The sequence below is a fragment of the Pseudoalteromonas sp. NZS100_1 genome (genome assembly GCF_015864285.1).
GTDB classification, from domain to species: Bacteria; Pseudomonadota; Gammaproteobacteria; order Enterobacterales; family Alteromonadaceae; genus Pseudoalteromonas; species Pseudoalteromonas arctica.
Genome location: NZ_JADYXN010000005.1, coordinates 1 through 18,856 on the forward strand (window position 1 = coordinate 1; position 18,856 = coordinate 18,856).

The following is an 18,856-nucleotide window of genomic DNA, read 5'->3' on the forward strand; positions in this document are numbered from 1 at the left end:
CATCCACTTCGAAGGTAGGTTAGATGGTGTGCTAGATATTTAGCAATTTAGGCTGACACAGAATTCTGAACGCCCTCTTAAATTATGCATTTTATTGACTTTTTCTTTGTTGATCTTTATCAATAAAAACTTCTGGCTTCTCTAATGAAATTCTAAAGCGTCGCTGTTAATATTGCCTACATCCTAAACAATAAAGTAGTTCTGATGGCAGCTAGTTATTCTCTCGATGATTTACGTTACTTTTGCACCATAGTAAAATTAGGTAGCTTTAAAAAAGCATCAACAAGCCTTGATATGTCACTATCAACTTTGAGCCGTAGAATACGTTTATTAGAGCAGACTCTGCAATTAACACTCCTAAATCGAGATGCCCATCGAGTTACACTTACGCATACTGGCGAGTTATATTACGATCGCTATCGTAAACTGTTTGATGAAGTAGAGTGTATAGAGCAAGCACTTTGTGATGAGAAAAACCAACCTAAAGGGAAAATTAGGATCTGTGCACCCATTTACATGGGTAAACATTTTTTAAGTGCTATTTTTTGTGATTTTTTACTGCAGTATCCCGATATTCAACTAGATTTACGCTTTTCAAATAACCTTATTGATATTGAAAAAGAAGGGATTGATATAGCGTTTAGAGTAAGAAATCCTGCCATTGATAATTGGGTTATTAGAGAACTAAAGCTTACTCATAATGTATTGTGTGCTCATCCTGACTATGATTATCAATCCATCACTCATCCTGAGCAATTAGAAGAGCAACCAAAAGTTACGTGCGTTGGGTTGGTACCGTGGCAATTAAAAAATCAGCAAACGAGTGAAGAGTACAGTTTTAATCCAAACACACATGTTCGATTAGAAGTTGATGAAATTCAAATGATGAAACAAGCAGTTGAGTCTGGTGTGGGTATTAGCTACATCCCTGATTATATAGCATTACCACTTATTAAAGCAGGAAAGCTTAAACACATTCTTCATGATTGGCAAAGCAAAGGGCAGCCATTTTCTATGCTTTATCGCGACAGAAAACAAATCCCTTATCGAGTGCGATTACTTATAGAGCATACACTGCAACACTTCACTAAAATGTAGCAGTGTAGGCTTTTCACAGCAAAGTAATTAAGCTAATTCATCTTTTAAAAACTAAGCCTTAGTACAATTACACCTAAAAATGCCGTTGTTAATCCTATAACTTCTTGGCGTGTAAAAGACTCTTTTAGAATTATGCGTGAGTACAGCAAAATAATTAAAATGTTCATTCCTGAAATTGCCGACACAAGCCCTGTATTACCAATTGCAAAAGCCGATATTATTGCAACCATGCCTGCTACATTTGTTAAACCAATAAGTAACCCGCATGAGAATGTTTTACCGGCAGACCAATACGCTTGAGAGCTGCCTTGCTCTGCTAGCATTTTTTTACGCTTTACTAACCAACTAACGGCAAAAAGAAAGCTACCAAACCCAAACATAGACGTTAAAGTTGCAAACGTATCCGCCTCAAGAAGCGTTGATTGCTTACCCATTAAATCATTAAATGCAAAGGACAGTGCCGCCAGTAATCCCCATTGCGCGCCTTGTAAGTTACTTAATGAGATATCGCTGGAGTAGCGAATAATATAAAGGCCGCCAAAAATAATAAAAAAGCCGATTAATTGAATAACAGTTAAGGTTTCTTGCCATAATAAAAAGGCAAATAAAAGCACAAATAAAGGCGTTAACCCCGACAGAATACTAATTAAAGACGCTTTCCCAACCGAAAACCCTTTGTGTAAAAACCCATTAGCCGCAAAAGATCCAAAACCTAAAGCGAGTCCAACAGTAATGTCAGCCCAGCCGTACCATGTGTGCTCAAACACCACAGTACCTAGCGCACTAATTATAAATCCCACAAAAAAAACACCGAATAATAATAGATTACGATTAATCTTTTTTTGTGACGTCCATTGGTACATTATTCCTCGCGCACCAAAAAAAACAGTGGCGAGTAATGCAAAAATTATCCACATATAAGTGAGACCCTTTATAATTTACTTTGATAAACCCGAATAAAAAGTGGTTATTTAACATTGTTGAATGGAGTAACTATTACATAAAGGTTCAGCAGTAAAGCACGTAGCCACTACAAGAGCGTTACCCGATACCTAGCTTCTACTCTATAAAATAAGCAGCTTAGGCTTCACATAATAAAATACTAGCCACACAATTACACTTTAATAAACAACAACACCAGTATATTTAATCTATAAATATTATAAATAGGCATAAGTGGCACTATAGATCCCATAAATAGCACTTAACTATTTAGTCGCTTAGCTTCAATCAAATAGTGAGCAACTAACACACAGAAATAACAACAATTTAGTGAAAAAAACGAATTTATAAAAACATAAAAAAAACAGTTTTAAACTGTCATTTTATCGCCAATATATTTTTAACCTAAAACTCAATTGACTTTATTTTTAAACTCAATATGATTGATTTAAACAAAGAGGATAATATGTTTACTTTAATCACATATCTGCTAAAAACAAATACCACCTTCGGAATTTAAGCCGAGTGTAACCCTTACACTCGGCAGTTACACTGTACCTTTATATATTTAAATTCGATTTAGTTTTTGTGGGGATTAGTCCGTGCTTTCTTTTCTGTTCGAGCGTAAAAAATCTTTCCTGTCTAAAAATGACTTCACAGACGCAGCGGTACTATTACAACCGTTAAAGCTTGCGTATTTACTACAAGAAGTCGAGTATTCACAGCGGCCTTGGTCAAAATTCAATCCGCATGTAAAAATTAATAGCACGGTGGTTATTAAAAATATAACCACCGGTTTTAAGCGCCGTATAACTTTAGTGCCTCCAAACCAACGAAGGCACTTTATTAATGACGTATCATTTCACTCTCCTCTTGGGGTCGCTCTTTTAGGGCATAAAATAAATCATATTATTGAATATAAAGAAGCTGGGGAATCCCACCTTTGGGAAATAATAGCCATTAATATTAAGGAGGAAATATAGAGTAAATTATTTCAATTTTTATTTATTAATTTTATATATTTAATTGGAGTTATTTGTAATGAGTAAAGAAAAACCTAAAAAACATGCAAGCAAAACATTAAAACAAAAACGTAAAGAGCGAAGAGATAAGCTAAAGCAGCTTGAAAAATAATTAATATTATTTTAAATAAAGTCGCAAACTCGGGGTTTTTATAACCCCGAGTTTTTTGAAAAAACTATATTCAGCTGTAGCTAAACAGCTTGTTTAAATGGATTACGAGTATCTTGGTGTTCCTCAAGATTACGCATTAAAATAGCATGCGCTAAGTTAATGTCTTCATCTAGCAGTATTTTTACAATGTGACCGGAGCCTTTAGCATCGCTAATACTTTCGCCCTTTTTGTTTTCCATATATTCAAGCTTAAAAGTAAAGTTACCTTGTGGTGTCATAAGCTCTAAAGAGTGGCCTGTACAAAATTTATTTTTAACGTCTATTTCAACTAATCCATTTTCGCAGCGCTCAAGTACTTCTCCCACAAATTGCTGCTTAGTTGATACCGAATGGCCGTATTCATAATTTTGATAATCTTGATGGGCATGGCGTTTTAAAAAGCCTTCGGTATAACCACGATGTGCTAGATTTTCGAGTGTTTTAAATAAGTTAGTATCAAATGGTTTACCCGAAGCTGCGTCGTCTATTGCTCTGCGATAAACTTGTGCTGTGCGCGCTACATAATAAAATGACTTAGTACGCCCTTCTATTTTTAAACTATGTACACCCATTTTTGTTAACTGCTCTACGTATTGCACAGCGCGTAAATCTTTTGAGTTCATAATATACGTGCCGTGTTCATCCTCAAACGCAGGCATATACTCACCAGGGCGACCTTGTTCCTCTAGCATAAATACATCGTTACTTGGCGCGCCTTCACCCAGTGTAGGAATAACCTGTTTGGGGTCAATTTTATGCACCATTTCGCCAGTTTCGTTCTCAACACCAGGTTTTACATCGTAATCCCAGCGACATGCATTAGTACATGTGCCTTGATTTGGATCGCGCTTATTTATGTAACCAGAGAGCAAACAACGCCCCGAATACGCCATACACAGTGCGCCATGTACAAACACTTCAAGTTGGGTGTCTGGGCAGAGTGTGCGTATTTCAGTTATTTCTTCGAGCGACAGCTCCCGCGATAAAATAACGCGTTCAATTCCCTGCTTTGCCCAAAATTGTACACTCGCGTAATTTACCGCATTCGCCTGTACCGATAAGTGGATCGGCATGGCAGGCCATTTTTCACGAACAAGCATAATTAAACCAGGGTCTGACATAATTAGCGCATCGGGTTTCATCGCAATAACCGGTTCTATATCACGTAAATACGATTTAACTTTAGCGTTGTGCGGTGCAATATTAGACACCACATAAAACTTTTTATTTTGCACATGCGCTTCACTAATTCCTACTTGCAGAGTATCTAGGTCAAACTCATTATTACGTACACGCAAACTATAGCGAGGCTGCCCTGCATAAACCGCATCTGCGCCATAAGCAAACGCGTAGCGCATGTTTTTTAAACTGCCTGCGGGGCATAATAATTCAGGAATAAAAGGCATTGAAGAAATAACGGGTGACATGTGCGCTCCATACATCAAACTGGGTTTAAGCCAGTTGCATAAGTAGTTAACCTAAACTCTGAAAAATAAATCTATCCCAAGCAGAATTCAGATTAGTCATTAACAAATAAGTAAACAGAAGCGCGGCAGTATAAATGCGGTCAATAATTTGCGTTTGATCGAGATCACAAAACGGCAACCAAACTGGTTTTTAATAAAATTAGGATTTTTCACTTAAAACGCGTATAATTCGCGCCCGTTAATATTCACACTTTTACTTAAAATTATTGGAGCATAAAGATGGCTTTAGAACGTACTTTTTCAATCGTAAAACCTGATGCAGTTGCTAAAAACCACATTGGCGCTATCTACAACCGTTTCGAATCTGCTGGCCTTAAAATCGTTGCAGCTAAAATGGTTCACCTTTCACAAGAGAAAGCTGAAGGTTTCTACGCTGAACATAGCGAACGTCCTTTCTTCGGTGCTTTAGTATCTTTCATGACATCTGGTCCAGTAATGGTTACAGTTCTTGAAGGCGAAAACGCTGTTCTTAAAAACCGTGAAATCATGGGTGCTACTAACCCTGCTGAAGCACTAGCTGGTACTTTACGTGCAGACTACGCTGATAGCATCGACGAAAATGCTGTTCACGGTTCTGACGCTGTTGAATCTGCTGCTCGCGAAATCGCGTACTTCTTCGCTGACGAAGAGCTTTGTTCACGTACTCGTTAATTCGAATTCGTTAACATATTGAAAAGGGCTTTCGGGCCCTTTTTTAGTCATTACGTAAAGTATTAATCAGAAACTCATGATGTTTTACTTAATGATTAAAGTGAGTGAATTGTGTACAATTCGTCCTCGTAAATTTTATCTCCACCGTCACCGATTGAGGTTGTTTCATGACCGAGCAAAAAAAGATTAACTTATTAGATTTAAACCGAGAAGCAATGCGCGAGCTATTTGCATCGTTCGGTGAAAAGCCGTTTCGTAGTGACCAGGTGATGAAATGGATTTATCATTTTGGCGTAGATAACTTCGACGATATGAGCAACGTAAACAAAAAGCTTAAAGAAAAACTTAAAGCTGAGTGCGAAATTGTAGCGCCAGAAATCACTGTGCGCCAACAAGCAAGCGACGGTACTATTAAGTACGCACTTATTCTGGAAGGCGGCCAAGAAGTAGAAGCCGTTTGGATCCCTGAAAAAGAGCGCGCTACGTTATGTGTATCATCACAAGTGGGTTGTGCTCTTGAATGTACTTTTTGTTCTACTGCTCAACAAGGCTTTAACCGTAACTTAAAAGTATCTGAAATTATTGGTCAAGTTTGGCGTGTAGCTAAAGATATAGGCCTTGATGGTCATAGCGAAAAGCGCCCAGTAACTAACGTTGTAATGATGGGTATGGGCGAGCCTTTACTTAATCTTAAAAACGTAGTGCCAGCAATGGAACTAATGATGGACGATTGGGGCTTTGGTTTATCTAAGCGCCGCGTAACATTAAGTACTTCAGGCGTTGTACCTGCTCTTGATTTACTAAAAGAGAAAATTGACGTAGCACTGGCTATTTCACTTCACGCACCCGATAACGCACTGCGTGACATTTTAGTGCCAGTTAATAAAAAGTACCCTATTGAAGAATTTTTAGCCTCGTGTCGTCGTTATATCGATGGCTCAAAAGCAAATAAAGATGTAACGGTTGAATACGTTATGCTTAACGGTATTAACGACAGCACCGATCAGGCGCATGCATTAGTGCAAACGTTAAAAGGCACACCTTGTAAGGTAAACCTTATTCCGTTTAACCCGTTTCCGGGTAATGAATACACGCGCTCAAGCAATAGCCGTATTGACCGTTTTTCAAAAGTATTACAAGCAGCAGGCGTTACCTGTATTGTGCGCCGAACTCGCGGTGACGATATTGACGCTGCTTGCGGACAGTTAGTAGGTGATGTAGTTGACCGTACTAAACGTTTAGCTAAAAAGAAAATGCGTGACGATAACGCAATTAGCGTTAATATCCACCAAGCATAATCTGTAACCACCCTATGTTAATTAGTCATGTAGGGTGGTTAAGTTGTTTATTTTTAAATAAATGATGCAACAACAAAGGTTTTAGGTAAGATAGGCGCCATGGACTAAAAATAAAGAGATAAGGTAATGCGATCTATACTTGCTATAACACTATCAACACTTGCCTTAAGTGGCTGTGTTAGCGAAAGTAGTTATAACGGCAGTAATAAGCCCGTCGTCGAAAATAAAATTAATAATACTGGCGCAGCACGAACACGAATTGCTTTAGCCCTACAGTATTTAAAAACGGGTAATAACTCTCAAGCCAAATACAATTTAGAACGTGCAGCTGCATTTGCTCCTGACCTACCTGAAGTACATTACTCTCTTGCTTATTACTATCAACAAGTAGGCGAAAACCCGCTAGCTGATAAAGCCTACCAAAAAGCACTCGAAATAAAGCCTGACGATCCTAATACCCTTAATAACTACGGCGTGTTTTTATGTGGTATTGATGAATACGATCGTGCAACTGATCAATTTTTAAAAGCCATTGAAGTACCAAGTTATATTCGCGTTGCCGAAAGTTACGAAAATTTAGCCTTGTGTGCTATTGAATTTGATGATTTTGAAAATGCAGAAAGTTACTTTCAACAGGCACTTAATCACAGCTCTCAGCGTACATCTACGTTAATTAGTTTAGCAGCGCTGTATTACGCAAAAAGTGACTTATACAAAGCCAGTGAACTTTTAAAACGCTACGAAAGCACAGGTCGAGTATCTTCTCGCGCATTAATGCTTAGCTACCTTGTAAAAAACAGAATGGGCAGAATAGAAGAGGCTGAAAAAATTTCCAGCACTATCTTACAAACTTACTCTAGCAGTAACGAAGCCTATGCATTAAAAGAGAAAAGAACACGTTTTAATGAGTTTGAAATACTGCGAGAAAAATACCGTAAAGCGCAGTTAAAAGAACTAAAAAATGACGAAAGCGGCGCGCACGTTAGTTCAAAACCAAAAATAAAAGTAATCAGAAAGAAACGTTCACCACAAGACGGTTCAACAAGCTTGGTAACAAACGACGAGCAAAAAACAGATAAAAAGCTCGCAATAGCAAATAACCAAGATGTAAATCCAGTTATAGTAAGAGAAAAGCAAGCTAAGACGGTAAAAAACACGGTCAGTAAGCAAGCCGATGAAGCAACCGTAATAGCAAAACAAATAACAACTCAAAAAGAAGATGCTCCTAAAGTCGTCGCGCCAAGCAACCCTACCGATACATCGGCTGTTATGCTTGCACTTACTACTAAGCACGACTCTGCAGATTCCGTAGTAGCTGCACCTAAAAAAGCTAAGCCCGTTTACGAACCTCAAAAAGAAGTTATAGCAACAAAACAACCAGCTAAAGCCGATGACGAAGTTACAATAATTTCGTTTGGCGCACCTAAAACAGGCCAGTTTAATTCGCAGCAAACTAGTAACTATAGTAATTCAGTTCCTGCAGTTACCGCTCAAAAAAATAGTAGTGACGTGGTATTCTACGAAGCGACTAAAAATACAACTGTATTTAAAAATAGCAGCTATCAAAATGATGCAGATATTGAATTTAAAAGTTACGAAGCAGTACAAAAAACAGAGCTCCCAATGCTTAACCCTAAAGTATCGCCTTTACGCGTGCCATTTCACGTAATTGCTGTTGGCGAAAACCTATTTAGCATTTCGGTGCGATACAATGTTAAACTACAAAAGCTCCTGCAATGGAATGGTCTAAAAGAGTCGGATCGGGTAATGAATGGAAGTAAAATATACCTAAACGATCCAAATATTTATTACGAAATTAAAGCTGGTGATTCCCTTTACGATATAGCTACCCAGCGGCATGTATTAATTGATGAATTAATGCGATGGAATAAATTAAGTCCTGATATAGCACTAAAACCAGGGCACAAACTTTTACTAGTGGATCCAGACTCATACACATTATGAATGAAGAAAATACGCAAACACAGAGCGAACAGCCAACTGTAGGCCAGATATTAAAAAATCACAGAGAACAAGCGAACGTTAGCATAGCGACTATTGCTGCACCGTTAAAGCTGTCTGAACTTCAAATTAAACGCCTTGAAAATGATGAATTTACATTACTAGGCCCTATTACTTTTGTTAAAGGCTATATAAAAAACTATTGCCGTGAATTAAAAGTAGATAGCGCACCTATATTAGCAATGATGCCAGCCCCACCGGAGCCGGCTAAACCCGCTAATATGCAGAGTTTTTCACGCCGTACAGAAAAAGAAGCAAACGACAGCCGCTTAATGTTTTTTAGCTATTTAATTTTAGCGATTGTTATTGGCTCATCTGCTTTATGGTTTTGGCAAAACGCGACACCTATTGAAGAGCAAACGAGTAACATAAACGTTGCCAACTCAAAAATGAGCGAGCGCCAAGCCGCTCAACCCAGTATTTCAGAGCAACAGCAACAAGCCGAAATTGACGATGAATCATTATTAGAATCACAAAGCACGTCTAGTGAAACATCAACAAGCCCAGAAATAGTTAAAGAAACGGCTCCTATTGCTTCTAACAGCGCAAGTCAAGACGATGCTAGCAGTACAATTGTCATGAACTTTAATGGCGAAAGTTGGGTTGAAATTTACGACGGCGAAGGCGAGAAAATAGCATTCGGCGTTAAAAAAGCAGGCTACATTATGACCGTAAGCGGTACGCCTCCTTTTTCAGTTGTGCTTGGTAAGCATGACGCTGTAGACATTACTTTAAACGGTGAACCTGTAGATGTTTCTGCATTTCCTCAAAACCGTTTAGCCAAATTTACATTACCACTAGCAGAGTAGTCGCTATGTTTTCAGAATCTCCAATTAAACGCAGAAAATCCACCCGAATCAATGTAGGTAACGTCCCTATTGGTGATGGTGCCCCTATTGCAGTGCAATCAATGACCAACACCGACACCATGGATGTTGATGCAACTGTTGCACAAATACAGGCAATACAAGATGCAGGTGCCGACATAGTCCGTGTATCAGTACCAACAATGGATGCAGCCGAAGCGTTTAAAAGTATTAAAGAACAAGTAACGATTCCGCTAGTAGCCGATATTCACTTTGATTACCGTATAGCCTTAAAAGTGGCAAAATACGGCGTTGATTGCCTGCGTATAAACCCAGGGAATATAGGTAGTGAAGAGCGTATTAGAGCCGTAGTAGACTCAGCACGCGAGCATAACATTCCTATTCGTATTGGTGTAAATGGCGGTTCACTAGAGCGCGACTTACAAGAAAAATACGGCGAACCAACACCAGAAGCCTTATTAGAATCAGCAATGCGCCATGTAGATATATTGCGCCGCCTTGATTTTGACCAATTTAAAATATCAGTAAAAGCGTCTGACGTATTTTTAGCTGTAGGAGCATATCGCTTACTCGCTAAAGAAATAGACCAACCACTACATTTAGGTATTACCGAAGCGGGCGGCATGCGCTCAGGCTCTGTTAAATCTGCAGTAGGTTTAGGTATGTTATTAGCCGAAGGTATTGGCGATACCCTGCGTGTATCACTTGCTGCCGATCCTGTTCAAGAAATTAAAGTCGGCTTTGATATCTTAAATTCATTGCGCATTCGTTCGCGTGGAATTAACTTTATTGCCTGCCCTAGCTGCTCACGCCAAGAGTTTGATGTAGTAAGCACCATGAACCAACTTGAAGAGCGCTTAGAGGATATTATCGAACCTATGTCAGTTTCGGTAATTGGTTGCGTTGTAAATGGACCAGGTGAAGCGCTTGTGAGTGATATAGGGCTTGCCGGTGCAAATCGTCGCTCTGGTTTGTATATAAATGGCGAACGCCAAAAAGCGCGCATTGATAACAACAACATTGTTGATCAGCTTGAAGGTTATGTACGCGACTTTATAGAAAAAAAGCAGAGCCAAACACCGATTGACATAAAAATAGTCGAATAAATACCGTTTAAGGTGGCAAACCCCGTGGTTTGCCGTTTACCTTTATAGCTAGTGGATACCCAAACGACCCCAAGATACAGAATTCAGCGTTTCACAGGCTCTTAATATCAAGGCGTTACTTTGCAAGAATGGCAATCCCTTTTAAAAAGTAACAACGATGAGAGTAAGTGTCTGTGAACCGCCCAACGGGTTGGTTTAAAAGCGATTTATACTGCGTTATTGATTTTAACAATAGAACCACTATTACTTTCAATCAATGCCTTGCCTAAATCGCTTTTAATTCCAACTGAAACTCGCATCATGGGGTCATTTGGGTATATAATGACGGGTCAATTTTTAGCATTCTTGTTGTGTAAGCATTTTTCATTACACAAAAAAACAGCATTTAGGATTTATCAGTGGCAAAACAAATTCAGGCAGTTCGCGGTATGAACGATTGTCTGCCGGGCGATACACAAGTTTGGCAGAAAGTAGAAAACATTTTACGCGAGACAGTAGCATCGTTCGGTTATCAAGAAATTCGTTTTCCTATTGTAGAATCAACCGACTTATTTAAACGCTCTATTGGTGAAGTTACCGATATAGTAGAAAAAGAAATGTACACCTTTGCCGATCGCAATGGCGACTTATTAACACTTCGCCCAGAAGGCACCGCAGTATGCGTACGTGCTGGCAACCAAAATGGCTTACTATACAACCAAGAACAACGCCTTTGGTACATGGGTCCAATGTTTCGTCACGAGCGCCCGCAAAAAGGTCGTTACCGTCAGTTTCACCAATTTGGTTTAGAAACATTTGGTATTGCTACAGCCGACATAGACGCAGAAGTTATTTTATTAACAGCGCAGCTATGGGAAGCCTTTGGTATTACTGAGCACGTTCGTTTAGAGCTAAATTCTTTAGGGTCTAACGAAGCGCGTGCAGATTACCGTGATGCGTTAGTAGCCTACCTTGAGCAACACCTTGATGTGCTTGATGAAGACTCAAAACGTCGTATGTATTCAAATCCATTACGCGTACTTGATAGCAAAAACCCAGACGTACAAGCAATTTTAACTGATGCGCCTAAATTGTCTGAAAATTTAGATGCTGAATCAAAAGAACATTTTGAAAATTTATGTGAACGTTTAGACGCTGCTGGCGTCTCATATACGATTAATGAAAAGTTAGTACGTGGTTTAGACTACTACAACCGCACTGTATTTGAATGGGTAACCGACAGTTTAGGTGCACAAGGCACTGTATGTGCTGGCGGACGTTACGATGGCTTAGTTGAACAACTTGGCGGCAAAGCAACGCCAGCAGTTGGTTTTGCAATGGGTCTAGAGCGCTTAGTATTATTACTACAAGCACTTGAGTGTGTAGGTGACATTCGTCGTAATGCTGATGTATATTTAGCAGCAATGGGCGACAAAGCAAGCATTCAAGCTCCTGCAATTGCAGCGCAACTACGTAAAGACGTACCGGGTTTACGCGTTATGGTACATGCGGGCGGCGGCAACTTTAAAAAACAATTAAAACGTGCTGATAAAAGCGATGCACTTGTTGCAGTGATTATTGGTGAAGATGAATTAGAAAAAGGCGTTGTGACCATCAAGTATTTACGCGAGCGTAAAGAACAAGTCACATTAGAATTAGAACAAGCTAAAGCGCTATTAGCTGAGCTTATTAACGGCTAAGCGAACATTAGAGGTAAGAATGGATATTTATTCAACAGAAGAACAACAAGCAGAAGCCATTAAACGCTTTTTCCGTGAAAACGGCATTTCACTTGCGCTAGGTATACTTGTTGGCCTAGGTGGCTTATATGGCTGGAAAGCATATAACCAAAACCAAATTACTACCGCTGAAAAAGCATCAGATTCATATACAGCGCTTGTTGAAAGCGATGATGTTTTATCTTCAGCTGATGCGTTTATTAGCGAAAATAAAGACACAAACTACGCAACACTTGCTGCATTCGTTGCTGCAAAAGACGCAGTAGAAGCGAAAAAACTAGACGTAGCAAGCGAAAAGCTAAGCTGGGTTGTGTCTAATACGCCAAATACAGAATTAAAAGCAATTGCGATTACACGTTTAGCACGTGTTCAAATTGCGCAAACTAAATATGACGATGCATTAACGACATTAAATGCACCATTACCTGAAGCGTTCAATGCAAACGTGGCCGAGCTTAAAGGCGACATTTACACTGAGCAAGGTAATAAAGATCAAGCACGTACTGCATACCAAGCAGCAATAGATGCGGGTGGATTAACAAGTAACCCACTATTACAAATTAAGTTAGATGACCTAGCAGTAACTAGCCCAGCGGCATAAGGTTTTAGGCATGAAAAAATTTACAACAGCAGCTCTTGCCCTATGTATGGCAACATTGATGGGTTGTTCATCAAGTGATGATGAAGATGAACTAGTACTTCCTGAAATTGTAAACCAATTTGAAACTGACGTTGTTTGGCAAGAATCTGTAGGTGATGGCGTAGAGCATTATTTTTCTCGTTTAACACCCGCAGTTTACAAAGATACTGTGTATGTTGCTAGCCGCGAAGGCCAAGTAGAAGCGCTTTCGCTTGATAATGGCGATACAAAATGGGAAACCGATGTACGCCAAGACTTATCATTTTGGCCTTGGGCTAACAACGGAAATGCAAAATTATCAGGTGGTATTTTGCAAGCCTATGGTAAAATTTATATAGGTTCTGAACACGGCTTTATTATTGCTCTTGATCGCGAAACCGGTGAAGAAGTTTGGCGTAAAAACGTACCAGGCGAATCACTGTCTAAACCAACAGCAGGCGATGGCTTAATATTTGTAAATTTAGGCTCTGGTAAATTGTTAGCCCTTCACCCAGATACAGGCGAAGAGCGTTGGAGCTTTGAACAAGAAGTTCCACCACTAACATTACGCGGACAAAGCTCGCCAACCGTTGCTAACGGTGGTGTATTAGTAGGCCTTGAAACAGGCAAGCTAAGCGTATTAATTTCAGACAGTGGTTACTCAGCATGGAGCGCAGAAATTGCGGTTGCTAAAGGCGCATCAGAATTTGAACGCCTAGTTGACGTAGACACTCAACCACTTATTAGCGGTCCATACGCTTACGCTATAGCTTACAACGGCAACTTAGCTGCTGTAGATATTCGCTCTGGCAATGTTGTATGGAAACGTGAGTACAGCAGCTACCGCGAAATTGCGATGGATGCACAAACAATTTATTTAGTAGATAGCGATGGTGTTATTTACGCATTAGATAAAAATTCAGGTATTGAACGTTGGAGCCAACCCGCTCTACGTGGTTGGTACCTAACAGGGCCTGCAGTTGCAGGTAGCCACTTAGCTTTAGGCGACCAAGAAGGTAACCTACATTGGCTAAATAAAGAAACTGGCGAGCTAGTATCTCGTGAAGACTTTGACAGCTCGGGCTTTTTTGTTGAGCCAGTTGTTGCCGACGATAAGCTAATTTTATACACCCGTGATGGTGAAGTTAGTATGGTAAAAATACCAAACTAAGTTACTAATAGTCATATGGTTTTTTTAAGGCTTCGCACTGCGAAGCCTTTTGTTGTTTTTTAAAGAGGTAGTTTATGCTTCCCGTGATCGCTCTAGTTGGGCGACCCAATGTGGGCAAATCCACATTATTTAACCGTTTAACACGTACTCGTGATGCACTCGTAGCCGATTTTCCAGGTTTAACACGAGATAGAAAATATGGCCAAGCTAGTTACGATGGCTATGAATTTATCGTGGTAGACACGGGCGGTATTGATGGCTCAGAAGAAGGCATCGAAATCGAAATGGCAGATCAATCTCTGCTAGCCATTGAAGAAGCCGACATTGTTCTGTTTTTAGTAGATGCTCGTGTAGGTATGACCGTAGCTGACCAAGCAATTGCTAATCACTTGCGCAAGCAAGATAAAAAGTGTTTTGTTGTTGCTAATAAAACCGATGGTATTGATGCAGATTCAAACTGTGCTGAATTTTACCAATTATCATTAGGTGAAATTCATCATATTGCTGCATCGCATGGCCGTGGTATTACGTTATTACTTGAGCAAACACTTCAGCCGCTTATTGCTGAATTAGCTGCACAAGACGAAGACGTAACAGGCGATGACGAAGAGCTTATTAATCTTTACGAAGAAGATGAAGACAGCGATACCGATCACCAGGCATTTGCAGACAAACCTGTAAAGCTTGCAATTATTGGTCGCCCTAACGTTGGTAAGTCAACGCTTACAAACCGTATACTGGGTGAAGATCGCGTAATTGTATACGACATGCCAGGTACAACACGTGACTCTATCTACATTCCGATGACTCGAAATGAAAAAGAGTATGTGTTAATTGACACCGCAGGTGTTCGTAAGCGTAAAAAAGTAAGCGACGTAGTTGAAAAGTTCTCTGTCATTAAAACGCTTCAAGCAATCGAAGATTGTAACGTTGTGTTATTGATTGTTGATGCTCGCGATGGTATTTCAGATCAAGATTTAAGCTTATTAGGCTTTGCTCTTAACTCAGGTCGTTCATTGGTAATTGCAGTGAACAAATGGGATGGCTTAGACGATTACGTTAAAGATCGTATTAAATCAGAGCTCGATCGCCGTTTAGGGTTTATTGACTTTGCACGCCTACACTTTATATCTGCACTACACGGTACAGGTGTTGGTCATTTATTCGAGTCTGTTGACGAAGCGTATGAATCAGCGACTAAACGTATAAGTACTGCAATGTTACGTCGTATTATGGACATGGCTCAAGCCGATCACCAGCCGCCACTTGTTCGTGGTCGTCGTGTTAAGCTCAAATATGCGCATGCCGGTGGTTATAACCCACCACGTATTGTTATTCACGGTAACCAAGTTAAAGATTTACCAGATAGTTATAAACGCTACCTGATGAACTACTACCGTAAAGCGCTTAAAATTATGGGCACACCTATTAAAATCGAATTTAGAGAAGGTGAAAACCCATTTGCTGGTCGTGTTAATAAAGTAACACTGTCGCAAAAGCGTAAAATACGTGCATTTGCTAAAGAAAACCGTAATAAATAAACTTTTCAAGCGTTAGTTTATTACAATAAAAACGGCGTACTTTTTAGTACGCCGTTTTTGTTTTAATATGTTATTAAGAGTTACAAACCAAGTAAAGCTAAGCGCACTAAGTTTTCCACCGTGGCTTCATGTGCACTTTTATTTTTATTAGTTGGCATAAACCTAGAAGTAGGTGATTTAATAGTTATAAAGCCATGATTGGTTGCCATTTCATGAGCTAATAGCTTTCGCTCTTTAGGTGTTAAATGGTTTTCGTGTATTTTTGCCAGTTCACCGCTATCAAGCCATATGCCTGCACAACCTGGGCATTCGTCTATTTCAACCACTTTAAGCGGTGAAAAATACCGGCGCATCATCACAATACTTGGGCATTTAGGACAATTTACTCGCATTGAGACATCGCCCTCACCTTCAATATAGTTACTTAAGTGTTTAAGTAATACCTGACCGTGCTTTAACTCTGGCGAGCTAAACTTAAAAATTTGGCTGTTATCAAAAAATACGCCACCTTGCACTGAAGTGTAAACAGTAATACCGCCAATTAATAACGGCTCAAGAGAGGCATTTGTACGTGGGCATAACATTCTAAAAATCCTTTTTATTTTAATACCTAGCTTACACTACTTTACTCAAGCGCTTTATGAATAAGCCCAACAAGTGGATCTGGTAATGTAATATTACCTGTAAGTACAAACTCATGGGCTTCATCTGACATTTTTTGCCATGTGCGGCGAATAATACCAATCCATTTTTCTTCATTGTAATCTGGTTTTGCATTGGCAAACCCAAGCATGTAGTGTTCAATAAACACCAAACTCGCTACATCTTCTACTAATTGGCTATCTGGATTGCGCTTAATATCTTTTTTAGCAACAGCGTTATAAACACGGTTTTGGTCCGTATCGTTAAACCCAGCTTGTTTCATTAATTCAACGGCTAGTGACGCATGAAAAATATAAAGTGCGCTGCGCCATTGATGATAACCCTGCTTGTTCATTTCAAAGTCACTACGTGGCGACTTCCAACGCTGAATATGCTGTGCACGCACTGCAACTTGCATGAGTTCATCGGCATCTGGTTTAAAACGAGTTAGCATTTCGCTCATACGCAAGCCGTATAAGCTTTCTTTTGGAAAGCTTTGCCCATTGTGCTGCTCAGTATTAGGGTCTTGGTTATTAGCTTCATCAATCAGCGTTATTACTTTATTAAACATGACGGTCTTTTATTGTAATTAGTTTTAATCATTCTAAACGCTGATAAAACAATAAACTAGTGGCCCACTCACTTCAGCGGTGAAATTTGTTCAATCAAAAAGTAAAACCAATTGATACTGGTTATAAAAGTAAGCGCATTAATAAAGTTAACTTGGTACTATATTAAAAACAAAAATGATAAATGTGCGTACACTAATAAAAATTAACGCGCTAAAAATGAGAATAATATGTTCAAAAAAACAATTTTAGCTATTTGCTTAGCTGTAGCATCACTGCCGAGCGCAGCCGATAGCAATGCAGATTTAAAAACCATTATTGATAACCATTGGCAAAATGCAAAAGCCGAAAAAATATTCTTTCGTACCGACCCTGATGGTTGGAAACCCAGTGGTACATTACCAAATTGGACCGAACAAGCCATTGCAAAGCGCCAAGCTTATAATAACAATGTATTAAAAAACTTAAGTAAAATAGATCCTAAAACGCTGAGCAGCTCGCAGTTAATGAACTACCGTTTATTTAAATACGAGCGAGAAACAGAGCAGCAAAGTTACCTTTTTCAAGATAAGTATTTTCAGGTTAACTTTTTAAGTGGCTGGCATACCTACTTTGCCGAAGCACCGGCTAATATGGCATTTTTAACACCTGATGATTACAACGCATTTTTAGTAAGCCTTGCCGACTACCCTCGCTTTAATCAAGAAAACATTAACTTGATGAAGGAAGGCATTGAAAAGGGTTACACCCACTACTGCAAAACATTTGAAAATTACAGCCAGAGCATTAACGCTCATATAGTTAAGCAACCTGAAAATAGCGCCTTATACGAGCCCTTCACCCGTATACCAAATACATTTACAGCAGAGCAAAAGGCCACATACCAAAACAAAGCTAAAGCCTTAATTAGCTCAAAAGTAGTACCAGCTTATCAGCACTTTTACGACTTTTTTGAAAACGATTACATGCCTAACTGTAGAGCAGAGCCAGGTATTTCAAGTGTTAAAGGCGGGCTTGAGTATTATAAATATGCGGTAAATTATTACACCACAACCAATGCAACACCCAAGCAAATACACGAGCTTGGCTTAAAAGAAGTGGCGCGTATAAAAACGCAAATGCAAAACATTATTGATAAAGTAGGTTTTGACGGCACTTACAGCGATTTTTTAGAATTTTTAGCAACCGATGAGCAATTTTACGCAACAGACGCGCAAGACCTGCTTGAAAAAACAGCCTTTATTACGCAAAAAATGTATGGCAAATTACCAACCTACTTTAATCATTTACCGCGTAACACCTTTACAATAAAAGGCTCAGCGAGTCGTGGCGCTTTTTATATGCCACCGGCTGATAACCGCTCGCCGGGTACTTACTTTTTAGCCTCAACACCTAAGCTACAACCTTTATATAATTTAGAAGCACTAAGCCTACACGAAGCAATACCAGGGCATCATTTACAAAACGCCATTGCAATGGAGTTAGACGTACCTGAGTTTAGACGCACACTTAGCCACTCAGCATTTGGCGAAGGCTGGGCACTTTACTCTGAACGCTTAGGTAAAGAAGCCGGCTTTTATCAAAACCCATACAGCGACTTTGGTCGTTTAGGTTACGAAATGTGGCGCGCAGTGAGGCTTGTTGTTGATACCGGTATTCATGCATTTGGCTGGAGCCGCCAAAAGGCAATAGACTACTTAGCAGATCACACTGCATTGCCACAAAGCGCAGTGGAGGATCAAATAGATCGTTATATCTCATGGCCAGGCCAAGCGCTCTCGTACAAAATGGGCGAGCTAAAAATACGCGAACTACGTGCAAAAGCGGAAAAAGAACTAGGCGCTAAATTTGATATTCGCAGCTTTCACGACACCGTTATTGGCCAAGGTTCATTGCCTATGTCAGTACTTGAGGATGTAATAAACGATTGGATAGCAGAGCAAAAATCAGCTATTTAAAAACAATACTTCAATAAGCTAAGAGGCGGTTTAA

General features: G+C 39.6%; 16 protein-coding genes. 12 read left to right on the forward strand and 4 right to left on the reverse strand.

Annotation, left to right across the window (positions count from 1 at the left end; translation table 11 throughout):
* Positions 1-204 precede the first annotated feature (204 nt).
* Positions 205-1,098: a LysR family transcriptional regulator gene (locus tag I6F66_RS04785; RefSeq protein WP_165728748.1), complete on the forward strand. Its 894-nt coding sequence runs from the start codon at positions 205-207 to the stop codon at positions 1,096-1,098.
* 44 nt (positions 1,099-1,142) lie between these two features.
* Here the strand turns inward: I6F66_RS04785 and I6F66_RS04790 are convergent, their stop codons facing one another.
* Complete coding sequence (locus I6F66_RS04790; protein WP_024591184.1) at positions 1,143-2,015, reverse strand: DMT family transporter; 873 nt, start codon at positions 2,013-2,015, stop codon at positions 1,143-1,145.
* Positions 2,016-2,642: 627 nt separating this feature from the next.
* Between I6F66_RS04790 and I6F66_RS04795 the strand changes: the two genes are divergently transcribed.
* Positions 2,643-3,023: a GreA/GreB family elongation factor gene (locus I6F66_RS04795; protein WP_165728749.1), complete on the forward strand. Its 381-nt coding sequence runs from the start codon at positions 2,643-2,645 to the stop codon at positions 3,021-3,023.
* Between the two features lie 231 nt (positions 3,024-3,254).
* On the opposite strand, the gene yegQ is transcribed toward I6F66_RS04795, so the two are convergent.
* On the reverse strand, positions 3,255-4,640 hold the full coding sequence (gene yegQ, locus I6F66_RS04800; RefSeq protein ID WP_165728750.1) for a tRNA 5-hydroxyuridine modification protein YegQ: 1,386 nt from the start codon (positions 4,638-4,640) through the stop codon (positions 3,255-3,257).
* A gap of 279 nt (positions 4,641-4,919) precedes the next feature.
* Here yegQ and ndk point away from each other — a divergent pair, with 279 nt between their 5' ends.
* From ndk to der, 9 genes are all read left to right on the forward strand, one after another.
* A complete protein-coding gene (ndk, locus tag I6F66_RS04805; protein ID WP_007377442.1) occupies positions 4,920-5,351 on the forward strand; it encodes a nucleoside-diphosphate kinase in 432 nt (143 codons plus the stop codon).
* Positions 5,352-5,518: 167 nt separating this feature from the next.
* Positions 5,519-6,649: a bifunctional tRNA (adenosine(37)-C2)-methyltransferase TrmG/ribosomal RNA large subunit methyltransferase RlmN gene (locus I6F66_RS04810; protein WP_007583420.1), complete on the forward strand. Its 1,131-nt coding sequence runs from the start codon at positions 5,519-5,521 to the stop codon at positions 6,647-6,649.
* Between the two features lie 126 nt (positions 6,650-6,775).
* Positions 6,776-8,614, forward strand: a complete 1,839-nt coding sequence (pilW, locus tag I6F66_RS04815; protein ID WP_197119808.1) for a type IV pilus biogenesis/stability protein PilW — start codon at positions 6,776-6,778, stop codon at positions 8,612-8,614.
* Positions 8,611-9,480 carry a RodZ domain-containing protein gene (locus I6F66_RS04820; protein WP_007583424.1) on the forward strand — a complete coding sequence of 290 codons (870 nt, stop codon included), beginning with the start codon at positions 8,611-8,613 and terminating at the stop codon, positions 9,478-9,480. Before pilW ends, I6F66_RS04820 begins: the two co-directional genes overlap by 4 nt.
* Before the next feature lie 5 nt (positions 9,481-9,485).
* Positions 9,486-10,604, forward strand: a complete 1,119-nt coding sequence (gene ispG / locus I6F66_RS04825; protein ID WP_007583427.1) for a flavodoxin-dependent (E)-4-hydroxy-3-methylbut-2-enyl-diphosphate synthase — start codon at positions 9,486-9,488, stop codon at positions 10,602-10,604.
* Positions 10,605-11,002: 398 nt separating this feature from the next.
* Complete coding sequence (hisS, locus tag I6F66_RS04830) at positions 11,003-12,283, forward strand: histidine--tRNA ligase (RefSeq protein WP_197161584.1); 1,281 nt, start codon at positions 11,003-11,005, stop codon at positions 12,281-12,283.
* A 19-nt stretch (positions 12,284-12,302) separates the two neighbouring features.
* Positions 12,303-12,923 carry a tetratricopeptide repeat protein gene (locus tag I6F66_RS04835; RefSeq protein ID WP_007583431.1) on the forward strand — a complete coding sequence of 207 codons (621 nt, stop codon included), beginning with the start codon at positions 12,303-12,305 and terminating at the stop codon, positions 12,921-12,923.
* Positions 12,924-12,933: 10 nt separating this feature from the next.
* A complete protein-coding gene (gene bamB / locus I6F66_RS04840; RefSeq protein WP_165728755.1) occupies positions 12,934-14,112 on the forward strand; it encodes an outer membrane protein assembly factor BamB in 1,179 nt (392 codons plus the stop codon).
* A gap of 74 nt (positions 14,113-14,186) precedes the next feature.
* On the forward strand, positions 14,187-15,653 hold the full coding sequence (gene der, locus I6F66_RS04845; protein ID WP_024592997.1) for a ribosome biogenesis GTPase Der: 1,467 nt from the start codon (positions 14,187-14,189) through the stop codon (positions 15,651-15,653).
* A gap of 80 nt (positions 15,654-15,733) precedes the next feature.
* Here the strand turns inward: der and I6F66_RS04850 are convergent, their stop codons facing one another.
* Positions 15,734-16,237: a zf-TFIIB domain-containing protein gene (locus I6F66_RS04850; RefSeq protein WP_165728756.1), complete on the reverse strand. Its 504-nt coding sequence runs from the start codon at positions 16,235-16,237 to the stop codon at positions 15,734-15,736.
* A gap of 41 nt (positions 16,238-16,278) precedes the next feature.
* Positions 16,279-16,866, reverse strand: a complete 588-nt coding sequence (locus tag I6F66_RS04855; protein ID WP_166379210.1) for a DUF4202 domain-containing protein — start codon at positions 16,864-16,866, stop codon at positions 16,279-16,281.
* Positions 16,867-17,094: 228 nt separating this feature from the next.
* Between I6F66_RS04855 and I6F66_RS04860 the strand changes: the two genes are divergently transcribed.
* Positions 17,095-18,822 (forward strand): DUF885 family protein, encoded by a 1,728-nt coding sequence (locus I6F66_RS04860; protein WP_197208846.1) that lies wholly within the window; start codon positions 17,095-17,097, stop codon positions 18,820-18,822.
* The last annotated feature ends 34 nt before the right edge of the window (positions 18,823-18,856 follow it).